The organism is Pasteurella testudinis DSM 23072 (assembly GCF_900176075.1).
Taxonomy (GTDB): Bacteria; Pseudomonadota; Gammaproteobacteria; order Enterobacterales; family Pasteurellaceae; genus Chelonobacter; species Chelonobacter testudinis.
In genome coordinates, this window is sequence record NZ_FWWV01000019.1 from 13,919 (window position 1) to 27,417 (window position 13,499).

The 13,499-nt window shown below is 49.0% G+C and carries 11 protein-coding genes; 2 read left to right on the forward strand and 9 right to left on the reverse strand.

The window, feature by feature from the left end; genetic code table 11:
- The 4 genes from recD to B8880_RS08285 all read right to left on the reverse strand — a co-directional run bounded on the left by recD (nucleotide 1) and on the right by B8880_RS08285 (nucleotide 7,560).
- On the reverse strand, nucleotides 1-1,965 hold the full coding sequence (recD, locus tag B8880_RS08270; protein ID WP_084257150.1) for an exodeoxyribonuclease V subunit alpha: 1,965 nt from the start codon (nucleotides 1,963-1,965) through the stop codon (nucleotides 1-3).
- Entirely contained in the window at nucleotides 1,965-5,636 is a 3,672-nt protein-coding gene (recB, locus tag B8880_RS08275) for an exodeoxyribonuclease V subunit beta (protein ID WP_084257151.1), read from the reverse strand. Before recB ends, recD begins: the two co-directional genes overlap by 1 nt.
- 70 nt (nucleotides 5,637-5,706) lie before the next feature.
- Nucleotides 5,707-7,029, reverse strand: coding sequence for an NCS2 family permease (locus B8880_RS08280; RefSeq protein WP_084257152.1), 1,323 nt, complete (start codon nucleotides 7,027-7,029; stop codon nucleotides 5,707-5,709).
- 303 nt (nucleotides 7,030-7,332) lie between these two features.
- Nucleotides 7,333-7,560 (reverse strand): hypothetical protein, encoded by a 228-nt coding sequence (locus B8880_RS08285; protein ID WP_084257153.1) that lies wholly within the window; start codon nucleotides 7,558-7,560, stop codon nucleotides 7,333-7,335.
- Between the two features lie 292 nt (nucleotides 7,561-7,852).
- Here B8880_RS08285 and adk point away from each other — a divergent pair, with 292 nt between their 5' ends.
- Complete coding sequence (gene adk / locus B8880_RS08290) at nucleotides 7,853-8,497, forward strand: adenylate kinase (RefSeq protein WP_084257154.1); 645 nt, start codon at nucleotides 7,853-7,855, stop codon at nucleotides 8,495-8,497.
- 65 nt (nucleotides 8,498-8,562) lie between these two features.
- Here the strand turns inward: adk and B8880_RS08295 are convergent, their stop codons facing one another.
- From B8880_RS08295 to B8880_RS08310, 4 genes are read right to left on the reverse strand one after another with little or no spacing between them, the layout of a single operon-like run.
- Entirely contained in the window at nucleotides 8,563-9,471 is a 909-nt protein-coding gene (locus B8880_RS08295) for a siderophore ABC transporter substrate-binding protein (RefSeq protein ID WP_084257155.1), read from the reverse strand.
- Nucleotides 9,472-9,494: 23 nt separating this feature from the next.
- Nucleotides 9,495-10,259, reverse strand: a complete 765-nt coding sequence (locus B8880_RS08300) for an iron ABC transporter ATP-binding protein (protein WP_084257156.1) — start codon at nucleotides 10,257-10,259, stop codon at nucleotides 9,495-9,497.
- A gap of 35 nt (nucleotides 10,260-10,294) precedes the next feature.
- Nucleotides 10,295-11,239 carry an iron chelate uptake ABC transporter family permease subunit gene (locus tag B8880_RS08305; protein WP_084257157.1) on the reverse strand — a complete coding sequence of 315 codons (945 nt, stop codon included), beginning with the start codon at nucleotides 11,237-11,239 and terminating at the stop codon, nucleotides 10,295-10,297.
- The gene (locus B8880_RS08310) at nucleotides 11,232-12,185 is read right to left on the reverse strand and encodes an ABC transporter permease (protein ID WP_084257158.1); all 954 of its coding nucleotides are present in this window, start codon (nucleotides 12,183-12,185) and stop codon (nucleotides 11,232-11,234) included. The genes B8880_RS08305 and B8880_RS08310 overlap by 8 nt, the downstream gene beginning before the upstream one ends.
- Before the next feature lie 138 nt (nucleotides 12,186-12,323).
- Between B8880_RS08310 and rarD the strand changes: the two genes are divergently transcribed.
- Nucleotides 12,324-13,193, forward strand: coding sequence for an EamA family transporter RarD (gene rarD / locus B8880_RS08315; protein WP_084257159.1), 870 nt, complete (start codon nucleotides 12,324-12,326; stop codon nucleotides 13,191-13,193).
- 51 nt (nucleotides 13,194-13,244) lie between these two features.
- Here the strand turns inward: rarD and B8880_RS08320 are convergent.
- Nucleotides 13,245-13,499 (reverse strand): IS3 family transposase (locus tag B8880_RS08320; RefSeq protein ID WP_143933418.1); only part of this gene is annotated, 255 nt, incomplete at its 5' end.

Here is a 13,499-nt window from a genome sequence, read left to right on the forward strand (position 1 = left end):
TCAAAGGCTGTTTTCTTGCAACAATCCATACAATCCGCTGCCCCTTAAAATCGGTTTTTGAACCGCACTTTGCCAAACCCGTGACGAGGCGAACAGGCTGAAGTGCGATTTGGCGCGGGTGACGGCGGTGTAAAGTAATTCGCGGCTCAACACCGGACTCATGCTGAGCGGTAAAATCAGCACCGTATGGTCGAATTCAGAACCTTGCGATTTGTGCACCGTCATCACAAAAGCAGCTTCATGCGGCGGCACTCGGCTTGGGGAAAGATCGCGGTATTGCCCTTGCCCGACTTCAAAACAGACCCGACTATTGCCCTGTTTATCGGTTAAAAACAGCCCGATGTCGCCGTTATACAATTCGACCGCACTGTCGTTTTGCAGCACCATAATCGGTTTGCCGTGATACCATTCGTGCCAGTGACGGAAGTGCAAACCGCCCTTTTGCCGCAAGCGTTCGCTGATGGCGATATTCAACTGCTCCACGCCGAATTCGCCGCTGCGCAAACCGCTCAACAAGCGCACTCGGTTAAACGCGTTGAAAATCGGTTTGAGCGATTCAGCGCTGAAATCATCAAGCTGATCAATCGCTTGTAAATAGTCGGCATACCAAGTCACCGCCTGTTTTAAAATCAAATCCAGCGCTGCCAACGTCGGATTAAACGTGCGGTTGCCGCTGTCCGTGCCGTTTTCAAGCTCCTCGAGCGGATAGCGGTACAGGGTTAAATCCGCTTGCCGTATAAACAGTTTCCAACCGTCGGCACGCCCGTGATTGACCGCCTCGGCTAATGCCTTGATCCCCGAATGTTGGTCGAAGCGGTAACTTTTGCGTAAAAAGCAGAGGCAATCGCGAATCGGGTTACCGTTTGCCGCCGCCTCAAGCACCTGCCCGCTCACCTGCTGCAAATAGTCGCAATGTTCACGGCTGTAGCCCTGCGCTAAAAAACGGCACAGCTGCGCCATTACTGCGCCGGCTTCGACCGATGCCAGCTGATCTTTATCGCCCAGCAGTACCAAACGGGTTTGCGGCGCCAAAGCATTTAACAGTTGCGCAAACAGATTCAAATCGATCATCGAAGCTTCGTCCACCACCAACAGATCAAACGGTAACGGATTGGCTTGATGATAGCGTAGCTGCCGCCGCTGCGGATTCACGCCCAGCAGGCGGTGCAGGGTTTGTGCTTTGTTGGGAATTTGCTGTTTTAAACGCGGATCGATGGCGGACGGCAGTTGCTGCACGCTGTTGCTGATCGATTCGCTCAGACGGGCAGCTGCCTTGCCGGTCGGGGCGACCAGTGCGATTTTCAGCGGCTCGCCCTGCAATTGTTGCTGTTGCCATTGCAACGCACACAGCAAACTGCACACGGTACGGGTTTTACCGGTGCCCGGCCCGCCGGAAATCAGGCTGAAATTATGGCGAAGTGCGGTCGCAACCGCAATTTTCTGCCAGTTAATCTCTTGATCGATGCTTGGAAACAGCAAATCGAGCAATACCGCCAACGGCTGATCCGCAAGCCGTACCGTCGGCTGGCGCAAGCGCGCAAGCAGATGTTGCGCCACCTGCTGTTCGTCAAACCAGTTGCGGTACAGATACAGCAAACCGTGCGACCAAAACAGCGGTGTCGGCTGCTGCGTTTGGCTGCCAAAAGCGATATGTTGTTGTAACACGGTTTGCCATTGCTGCGGTTCGATTCCGTTGATCCGTTGCCGAATCTGTTGTAACAGTGGCCGCAGCTCGCTTTGCATAGCCAGATCGAAAAAATCGCCGTGGCGGAAATCTTGCGGATCAAGGCAGGAACTGCCGTTTTGGCTGTGATAACTCAGCAACGCCGCCAACAACAGCGCCAAATCGGCAATCGGTTGCGGATAGGCGTAAGGCTGCTGTTTTTGCGCAATCAATCGGGCAAATTGATAATCCAAACGGCTGATCGCCCCTGCTTGTTTCAGTTGGTGTAAAATCGCTAACATTATGCCGCCAATAAGTTATCCAATCCGTCAATCAAGCGCCAATCGGGCTTGTCAAAATAGACACCCGTGCGCCCGTCCTCGCCGTTCAAGCCGCGCAAAAACAGATAATACACGCCGCCGAAATCACGCTGATAATCGTAATCCGAATCGCGTTGCCGCAAGTAGCGGTGCAGCGCCAGCGTATAAATCAAATATTGCAAATCATAGTGGTGATAGGCCATCACGTTGTTCAATACCGACGGCGTGTAGGCTTGGTAGCCTTCGCCCAACAAGTTGGATTTATAATCGAGCAGGTAATATTTGCCGTCAATGCGGCAAACCAAATCGATAAAACCGCGTAGCATGCCTTTGAAATAATCCAAATCAAACTCGGCTTGCTGCTGCGCCAACGGGTGATATTGATTCAGTAAACGGTTCAATTTGTTAGTTTGTAACGGTTTTTGCAGACTGATGAAAAACGCCGTCTCTTTCAAACAATCCTGCGGCGGCAAGCCTTCCAACCGCACTTTGTGATGCAGCGGAGTGCGGCGAATCAACTGAATCCACTTCGTCAACGGCTCAAGCCAATGTTCTTCCAACTCAAGTTGTTGGCAAAGTGCGGTGAGCGCCTGCTGACTAAGCGCTTGGCTAAAATCCATATGCTGCAAGAGAGCGTGCAGCGCATTCCCGATTCGGCTGCCGCTCGGGAAGTTAAACGGTGTGTGTTGTTGATCTTGCCAGTTACCCAACTCGGTGATGCCGAAACTGTCTGCGTTGTCCAATAACAACGCATAGTTCACCTGTTCGCCGTCGTAATCCTGCGCATTATCCAGATAGCTCTCCGCACTTTTTTCCGGTTGCGGCAAAGCGGATTTTTTGCGGCTGCGATTGCGTTGATTCATCGCAACCAATGCACTGAAACTGCTGATACGCCAGTTGTTTTCAATCCGTCCGCTAAATTCCGCCGCCTGCACTGCACCGCGCGGTGGCGGTGCGGCGCGCCAATCGTCCGCCAGCAGATCTTGCGTAGCACTCAGCTGGTAACTGTCCGGCGCTAACCGTTGCGCAAGCAGCTCCGCCGTGTCGAACTCACTACTGTTTTTCAGGGCAAGGGCGTTATCCTGTGCCGCCAGCAAATACGCCAGCGGATTCCAATTGTCTTTGTCGCTCATGCGGCTTGGAAAACCGATATTCAACTGATAACGGGCTCTGGTCAGCGCCACATAAAACAAACGCAGCTCCTCCGCTAATTTCTCTTGCAGATTTTCGGCACGATGGCTTAAATCCAGATCCCAACAGAGTTGATTCTCGCCGTCGTGGTAACGCTGCAACTCGTTGCCGTCTTTATCTTTATAACCTGCGCCGACAAACGGCAGCCACACCACGCCGTATTCCAAGCCTTTGGACTTATGCACGGTGACGATTTTGACCAAATCACGCTCGCTCTCCAGCCGCAACCGCACTTCGTCCGTTTCCGTGCCGTCGCTATGCCGCTGCTGTTCAAACCAGCTCAACAGCGCATGTTCGTTCTCGTTAATCGTCGCCCCTTGCTGTAAAAATTCCGCCAAATGCAAAATGTCGGTCATCGCCCGTTCGCCGTCGGGCATGGCCAGCAGTTTGGACGGCAAATGCTGCTGTTGTAACAGGCGGTGGATCATCGGCAGCACGCCCTGTGTCTGCCAAATCCGTTGGTAATTTAAAAACTGTTCAATCCACTTTTCCCACGCTTTTTCATCACGCCGTAGCTCATACAATTCGCTACTGTTGAAACCGAACAGACGGGTTGCCAGCAAGGTCATCACCGCCTGTTCATGGTGCGGATTCAAACAGGCCCGCAGCAGATAGCCCATCACCTGCGCCCATTCGCTGTTCAGCACCGAACTGCGATCAGACAGATAAACGCTTTGAATGCCCAGCGCCGCCAGCGCCGATTTGATTTTCTCCGCCTCTGTCCAGCCGCGCACCAACACCGCCAAATCTTTCGCCGCCAAGCGCTGTTCGCCGTCCAACAAACAACGCTGCCGCTCAATCGCTTGCAGCCACTTTTGAATCGACGCTGCGCAAGCGCGTGCCATTTCGTCGCCGTTATCCTTACCGCTCTTATGATTTTCGCTTAACAAAAAATGTAGCGGCTTTTGCTCCTCGCCATTCAAACGTAAAACTTGCGCCGCTTTACCGGCGTTGACCGGTTGAAATCGGATCTGCGGATAGATAAACGGTAACGGATTGTGCCGGAAAATCGCATTCACCGCCGCGATTAACGCTGGCGTGGAGCGCCAGTTGGTATCGAGGGTAAAGCGCTGCGCTGCGTTTTGTGCGGCGGTCAGATAGGTGAAAATATCGGCATGACGGAAAGCATAAATCGACTGTTTCGGATCGCCGATCATAATCATGCCGTTGCCGCCGTCATTCGGCTGGGTACAATTCAGTGGAGTGCTATTCGGCTGAATATACAGCCGTTGAAAAATCTGATATTGCTCCAGATCGGTATCCTGAAACTCGTCCACCATCGCAAACGGAAACTGCTGGCGGATCAACTGCGCCAAACTTTCGCCGCTTTCGCCGTAAAGTGCGGTTTTCAGGCGGCTCAACAGATCGCCGAAGCCCATTTCTTTGTGTCCGGCTTTATAATCGGCCAATTTGCGGCGCACGCCGTTTGCGTAATGCCACAGCAGAATGCGTTTATACAGTGCAATATCCGGCGCTTGATCGACCTGTGCAAACAGCGGATGGCTGATTTTCTCTTCGCTTTTGGTTTTACTGTCCAGCTTGGTTTGCGAAAAATAGTGCACCAGTTTGTCATGTACGTTCAAACTGTCGCTTGCCGCCCAATGGTTAATCTCGTCAATCGCCGGCAGAATATAACGTTCCTGATAGCTGCGCCCGTCTAGCCGTTTGTCTTTTTTGCGCCGAATTTCCGCTAAAATCAGGGCGCCGATATTCTCGCTTTCCGCCAGCCAATGCTGTTTAAGCTGTTGCACGGCGCAGGCATAACCGGCAACCTGTTGCTGCAAAAAATCATTCAAATCCGTCAGCAACGCCGCATTGTCTGACCGCACTTTCGGCATTTCTCCGCTTAAGAGCGGTTGAATCAGTTTGAACACCGCTTGCGGCGATACTAAGGTGTGATCGATAAACCGGCTGATCGTCAGATCTTGCGGATAGAACTGTTCGCGCCAATATTCACGGCATAAACGCAGCAGCAGATCGTCCTGCCGCTCGACCATTTCCAAATTAAAATGTACGCCGGAATCAAAGGCATAGCGGGTCAACATACGTTGGCAAAAACCGTGAATGGTAAAAATCGAGGCGGTGTCCATATCCTGCTGCGCCAGTTCCAAACGCAAAATCGCCGTCGGCAGATCATTTTTCAGCGCCAGATAGAGCTGTTGCAAAAACGGATCGTCACTCTCCAGCTGCGCCGCCTGCTGCGCCAGCGCCTGTTCAAACAGCCCTTTCACTTCCACAATGCGGCTGCGGATCCGATCTTTCAGCTCTTGCGTGGCGGCTTTGGTAAACGTCATCACCAAAATCTGCTCCACCGTTAACGCCCGCTTCAAGCCGTTTTCGCCGGCATTCAGCAACAGCCGTAGATATAGCGCCACCATAGTGTAGGTTTTCCCCGTGCCGGCTGAGGCTTCGATCAGCGAAACGCCGTTTAACGGGTGGGTGATAGGATTGAGTTTTTGCATAGCGCTACCGTTTTTATCAGGAGGATCGGGGCGTGTTAAGTGTCAATTCGCCCCTATTCTTAGCTGAAAATCAGTGCATAATCCCTTTATCAATAAAAATGATTTTAATTAGGAATAACACCGAAACCACCCACACCGGAATCGAAATCTGTTTGGCTTTACCGGTGAACAGTTTCATCACGCAGTAGCTGATAAAGCCAAAGGCGATGCCTTCGGTGATAGAATAGGTGAACGGCATTAACGCGGCGGTGATAAACGCCGGCGTGGCTTCGGTCAAATCGTCCCACCGCACTTTGATCAGACTGGACGACATCAAAATGCCGACATAAATCAGCGCGCCTGCGGTGGCGTATAACGGCACTAACGAAGCGAGCGGCGATAGGAAAATCACCAACAGGAACAGGATTCCGGTGACAATCGCGGTCAAACCGGTGCGACCGCCGACGGAAACGCCGGAGCTGCTCTCGATATAAGCCGTGACCGATGAAGTGCCGATATATGCGCCGGTGACCGAGCTGACGCTATCGACCAATAACGCCTGTTTCATTTTCGGAAAGCGCCCTTTATCGTCCGCCAGACCAGCTTTTTCGGTCACGCCCAATAGCGTGCCCGATGAATCGAACAGGTTGACCAGCATAAAAGAGAACACGATCCCCAATAGACCAATATCCAATGCACCGGCTAAATCAACCTGTCCGACCACATTCGACACACTCGGCGGCATGGAGAAAATGCCTTGGTATTCCACATTACCCAGCAACAATGAAAGTGCGGTCACCACCGCAATCGAGACCAACACGGCGGCATGGATATTGCGCGAGGCCAAAATGGCGATAATAAAAAAGCCTAAAATCGCAAGCAGCACTTGCGACGAATACAGGTTGCCCAATGTCACCAACGTTGCCGGACTGGCAACCACGATTCCGGAATTTTGAAAGCCCATCAACGCAATAAACAAGCCGATTCCGGCGGTGATGCCGACACGCAGGCTGGTCGGAATGCTGGCAATTAACCAATACCGCACTTGGAACAACGTCAATAAAAACAAGCCGACCGCGCCCCAAAAAATCGTGCCCATTCCGACCTGCCAAGACAAGCCCAGTTTAGCCACCACCGTATAGGCAAAAAACGCATTCAAGCCCATCGCCGGCGCCAACGCCACCGGTAAATTGGCTAATAATCCCATAAAAATACTGCCGAATGCCGCAATCAGTGCGGTGGTGATAAACACACTTTGGCTGTCCATGCCCGCCACCCCCAAAATCGACGGGTTGACAAACACGATATAAACCATGGTTAAAAAGGTGGTGATTCCGGCAATAATTTCAGTTTTAACATTGGTGCCGTGCTGTTCCAGCTTGAAGTAACGCTGCAGTAAGCCTTGAGTTTGCATAGTGGGTTCCAGTTAATTAATCAAAAAATAAGAAAAATAAAAAATCTGAAAAGTGTGACTTAAAAGCATACCTTGAAAGCACTGCCCTTTTCGTTAGTATGGTAGCAAAAAGCGGCTTGGGCTGCGATGGGTTTTTCGTGGGAAGATGGTTTTTTAGAAAAGTGCGGTCAAAATGAAATTCGGCTAGGGTTTTCTGATAATTCGTTTATGCGGGGATTTTTGTTGCTGAAAATGCAGAGGCAAGGCAAAAAACGCAGCAAGATTGGCCATCTTGCGAGGCTTTTTAACGTAGCAGATACGTTTTCAGGGGCGAAAAACAAGCGTAAACGAATTGTCAGCAAGCCCTAGCCCATAAAAACCAAAACCTGAATCGAGGTTTTCTCTTTTCAGGTTTTGTTTGTTCAGTTTACGCTGCGCTTTGTAGCTTTTTTCATGAATCTGATGACGGGTAAATTTCGCCATATTTTTTGCCACAAAGTTATTGACCACGCTACTTACCGCACTTTCAACGGCGTGTTTTCTCTTTTTCATTGCATTTCCTTTTGCTGTATTGCTATTGTGTATAAATCGATCAACCGATCGCCGCACATTTTAGGCTAAAAGTACGGTTTGTCAATGTTGTTGCACGTTAACAATAAAGCCAAAATCGGCTAAAAAATAGCAGCAACTTCCTGATCTTGCTTTCTTTATTGGCAAATACAAGCCAAATTGGTACCTATTTTGCGGAAAAGTGCGATCTTCCCCCGATTCCGGCTAATCAAGGCTTGAGTTTCTGCCGCCGGAAAGGTATTTTATAGTGTTTGTTTATTTTAAGAGGTCAATTATGAAAATTATTTTATTAGGCGCTCCGGGCGCAGGCAAAGGCACACAAGCTCAGTTCATTATGAATAAATACAACATTCCGCAAATCTCCACCGGCGATATGTTGCGCGCGGCGATCAAAGCCGGCAGCGAATTGGGCAAACAGGCAAAACAATTGATGGACGCAGGCAAATTAGTGCCGGACGATTTGATTATCGCATTGGTGAAAGAGCGTGTGGCGCAAGACGACGCGCAAAACGGCTTCTTGCTGGACGGCTTCCCGCGCACCATTCCGCAAGCCGATGCCCTGAAAGAGGCAGATATCAGCATTGATTTCGTGCTGGAATTTGACGTGCCGGACGAAGTAATCGTCGAGCGCATGAGTGGTCGCCGTGTGCACCCTGCTTCCGGTCGGGTTTATCATGTGGTTTACAATCCGCCGAAAGTAGAAGGAAAAGACGATGTCAGCGGCGAAGATCTGATTATCCGTGCCGACGACAAACCGGAAACCGTGTTGGATCGCTTAAGCATTTACCACAACACCACCAAACCGTTGGTGGATTACTACCAAGCCGAAGCGCAAAACGGCAACACCCGCTATTTCCGCCTAGACGGCACGCAAGCGGTTGACGCTGTGAGTGAACAATTGGCGAAGATTTTGGGGTAACTCAAGCATCACACCTATTCATAAAAAAACCATGCCTCAGCATGGTTTTTTACATTTAAAATCAATCACTCCACTGCTTTCAGCATTTCCTGATTCATGGCTTTCATTGACTGCAAGCCACCCATCACCAAATACCAGTTGACCGAATCCAAGAACACGATATTGCCGTCTTTGTGCGCTTTGGCACCTTTGATTAACTCATTATCAAACACTTTTTGCGCATTGCCGGTTTTCTTGGTGATCGCGGCGGTGCGGTCAATCACGAAAATGTAATCCGGATTTTTTTCCAAGACGTATTCGAAACTGACTTTCATGCCGTGTCTGGAGTCGGCGATGTTTGGATCGGCTTGTTGAAAGCCGTAATCTTGATAAATCATGCCGTAACGGGAATTCGGGCCGAAGGCACTGATGTTGCTTTCATTCGCCAACAGCACAAGTGCGGTTTTACCTTTCGCTTTTGCAGCGATGCTTGCCAAATCTTGGTCAATCGCTTGCAATTGCACTTCCGCTTCAGCTTCTTTATCAATAATTTTGGCGATATTACGCACGTTTTGCCGGAACGATTGGTAGAAATCCAGATATTTAATGTCACTGAAATAGATTGGCGAAATCTCTTTAAAACGCTCGACCAGTTGATTTTGACGGGCGGAAATAATGGTCAAATCCGGTTCGGCTTCATTCAACCGCTCAAAATTCGGATCCATTAAATTGCCGACATCAACGTACTGCTTATCTTCGTATTTTTTCAAATAGATCGGCAGCGGTAGTGATTTCGGTACTGCCACCACATTTTGATTGCCCAAGGTATCCAAAATATCCAATGCTGGAAAATCAAAAATCGCAATCCGCTTCGGATTTTGCGGTACGTCCAACTCGCCTATAGTCGAAGTCAATTTAATATCGTTCGCTTGAGCCACGCCGACCGTCAAGGTCGCCAATAGTGTTACCGCCAAAGTGCGCCATGTTTTACGCATAATTTCTCCTTATCGAGGTTGGGTTAATTTCTAAAAAAAACAGCAATTTTGTTATCATCAATGGTGTGAATCGGAATTTGCATATTATAAATTTGGCGTAACGCATCGGTTTGCATAATTTGTTCTACCGCACCTTGCTGCACCAAGCTGCCGTGCCGCAAAGCCACAATGTAATCCGAATAGCAAGAGGCGAAATTAATATCATGAATCACAATCACCACTGTTTTGCCTAATTCGTCGGTTAGCTGGCGCAGCACTTGCATGATCTGCACCGAATGCTTCATGTCCAAATTATTGAGCGGTTCGTCAAGCAGGATATAGTCGGTGTCCTGCGCCAACGTCATGGCGATATACGCCCGCTGCCGCTGTCCGCCGCTGAGTTCGTTAATAAAAACCTTGCGCATTTTTTGCAGGTCCATATACGCCAGCGCTTTTTCGATATATGCCTGATCGGCGGCGGTCAAACGCCCTTTGCTGTAGGGAAAACGCCCGAACGCCACCAAATCTTCCACCGTCAGACGCAAATCCAAATGGTTGCTCTGTTTTAAGATCGAAAGCTGTTTGGCGATTTCGTCATTCGGAATTTGGTTAATTGCGTTACCGTTCAGCAACACTTCGCCGCTGTCGGCTTTCAGCAAGCGGCTGATAATCGCCAACAAGGTGCTTTTACCTGCGCCGTTCGGGCCGATGAACGAGGTGATTTTGCCCTGCGGAATCGTCAGCGAAATGTCGTTCAAAATGGTTTTTTCGCCGTATTTTTTGCTGATATGTTTGATTTCCAAGCTCATTATCGTCCTGCTCCGTTATTGATTCCGTTATTGCTTTACTGACTGCGGCGTAATAAAAGGTAAATAAAATAGATGCCGCCGATAAAGTTGATGATCACGCTCAAGGTGGTATTAAAATTCAACAGCTGCGCCACGATAAACTGTCCGCCGATTAACGTGACGATAGCCAGCAACACCGCCGCCGGAACCAGCACGCGGTAATGGTGGCTTTTGATAAATTCAAAGGTCAAGTTCATCACCAACAAGCCTAAAAAGGTGATCGGGCCGACAAGTGCGGTTGCGATCGAAGTCAAAATCGCCACGACGATCAGTAAGCGCTTGCTCAACCCACGGTAATCCACGCCCAGATTAATCGCCTGATCGCGCCCCAACGCCAGTACGTCCAGCACATTCAGATAACGTGCCGCATAGCCGATCACCGCGACCAGCAGTCCGGCGGCAAGCCATAAAATATTGCTGTCGACTTTATTAAAACTGGCAAAACTGGCGTCTTGCACGATTTGAAATTCGTTCGGGTCGATCAACACTTCCATAAAGGTGCTCAAACTCTGGAAAAACGTGCCGAAAATAATCCCGACCAACAGCAAAAAGAAGATGTTAGCCTGTTCCCGTTTAAATAAAAAATAATAAAATAACAGTGAAAACAAGGTCATAATGCCGGCGGAAAGCAGAAAATTCAGTTTGGGATCCATTTGGGTCAACGCAGACGAACCGAACAGAAAAATAATCGTCAACTGAATCGTCACATACAACCAGTCCAAGCCTAAAATACTGGGCGTTAAAATGCGGTTGTTGACCAGCGCCTGAAAAATCATGGTCGAAAAAGCGATTGCAATCGCAGTCAAACCGATGGCGCTCAATGAAACCATGCGGTAATTCAAGGCGTATTGCCAGCGCTTCGGCAAGCCGTAAGCCAAATACAGCGCCACACAAACCGCACTTGACAGCAACAATAAGATAATTTTCGCTCGATTAGACATGACGGAACCGCTTTAACAACAACATCAAGAAAATTCCGCTGCCGATCACGCCCACCACTAAGCTAATCGCAATTTCATACGGGTAAATAATCACACGCCCTAGAATGTCGCACGCCAACACGAAAACCGCGCCTAAAAGTGCGGTATGCGACAGAATATTTTTCAGATTATCGCCTAAATAGAGTGTGACGATATTCGGCACAATCAAGCCCAAAAACGGAATCACGCCGACCGACACAATCACCACCGACGTCACCACCGCCACAATCGCCAAGCCGAGATACTGCACTTGTTTGAAATTCAGCCCCAAGTTGATCGCAAAGGATTCGCCCATGCCGGCAATGGCAAAGCGGTTGGCAAACAGATACACCAGCAATAGCGCCGGCACGCTAACATATAACATTTCGTAGCGCCCGCTCATCACCAGCGAAAAATCCCCTTGCAGCCAACCGGCAATATTTTGCAACAGATCTTCTTTCATCGCTAAAAAAATGGTAACAGAACTGATGATATTGCCGAACATAATCCCAACCAACGGCACGAAAATCACGTCTTTAAATTTGAGTTTGGATAAAATGGTGATGAAAACCAGCGTGCCGAAAAAAGCGGTGGCGATCGCAATGGCGGTTTTGGTCAACATTGAAGCGCTCGGAAACAGAATAATCGCAATCAAAATCCCCAAACGGGCGGAATCCATCGTGCCTGCCGTAGTTGGCGAAACAAAGCGGTTACGGGTCAGTTGCTGCATCACCAAACCGCACACCGCCAGACTTGCGCCGGCAATCAGAATACTGATTAAACGGGGAATACGGCTAACGGTAAAGACCTGCCACTGCTCCAAATCGAAGCGCAACAAACCGTTTAAGGTCAAACTACTCGCACCGAGAAACAACGAAACCAGAGATAATATCAGCAATAAAACAAACAGATAGCGTCTTTTAATCATGAACTTTGGTTAACAACACTTTAAATCAAATGAGAATGATTTTTTATTTTATAGATTAGCAAAAAATAGTCAATTCTGTTTTGCTGAATTGACTCAAAGCTTTATACTATTGCCACTGATTACCGGTTTTTAATCGTCATGACCAAAGGATTACTCTGTTCGCTGCTGGCTTCCGCCCTGTTCGGCTATCTCTACTATTTCACCACGTTGCTCATGCCCTTGAGCGGACTGGACGCACTGGGTTTTCGGGTGTTGTTTATGCTGCCGGTAGTGCTGGCGGTGCTGTTTTTATTTAAGCAACAAGCACGGTTGTTGGAACAGCTAAACCGGATCAAACGACAGCCCTATCTGCTGTTGGTGGTGATGTTTAATGCCGCCATGATGGGCTTTCAAATGTGGCTCTATCTGTGGGCGCCGAATAACGGAAGTGCGGTCGAAGTGACGGTCGGCTATTTGCTGCTGCCGTTGATTTTGGTGGCGTTCGGCAAGTTTTTGTTCAAAGAATCGATCTCCCGCTATAAAGCGATCGCCATTTTGTGCGCCGCCGTCGCCGTGTTGCTAAACATTCTGCTCACCGGCAAAATGTCATGGGAAAGTTTAGCAGTCGGCTTGGGTTATGCTCTTTATTTTGCCAGTCGAAAATTATTCAAGATGAATGATTTGGCTACTTTTACGCTGGAAATGAGCCTGCTGTTTCCCCTTTGCCTATATATGGTCGCGCAAGTCGATCTCGCTGCGGTTGCCGACATCAACCCACACATTTACCTGCTGGTTTTCCTGCTCGGCTTGATCAGCAGCATCGCTTTTATCGCTTATATTTTAGCCAGCAACTGGCTACCGATTAATTTACTCGGCCTGCTCGGTTATCTGGAGACCGTCGCCATGCTGTTTATTTCACTGTATATCGGCGAAACCATTCAAGCGGCGTCTTATCCGCTGCTAATTGGCTTATCTGCCGCAATGTTGCTGTTGATGTATGATGGGTTTAGGGCGCGGACAACGCGTTAATATTAAGGAAAAAAGTGCGCTCAATGATCTGACCCCCAAAAGTTGGACTGTTTAATGAAAGAATTGGGTTCGATATTGTATCGGACTTAATCCTTTTAATCTTACTTGAATTCGTTCTGCATTGTAATACTGAATATATTGATGAACCGCCTGTTCAATTTCATCAACCGTATCAAACTGTCGCACATAAAAACATTCTGTTTTCAGCCTGCCGAAAAAACTTTCCATCGCGCCATTGTCCAAGCAGTTGCCCTTTCTCGACATACTGATTTGAATCCGATTCGCCGCCAATATGTTGCGATAAGA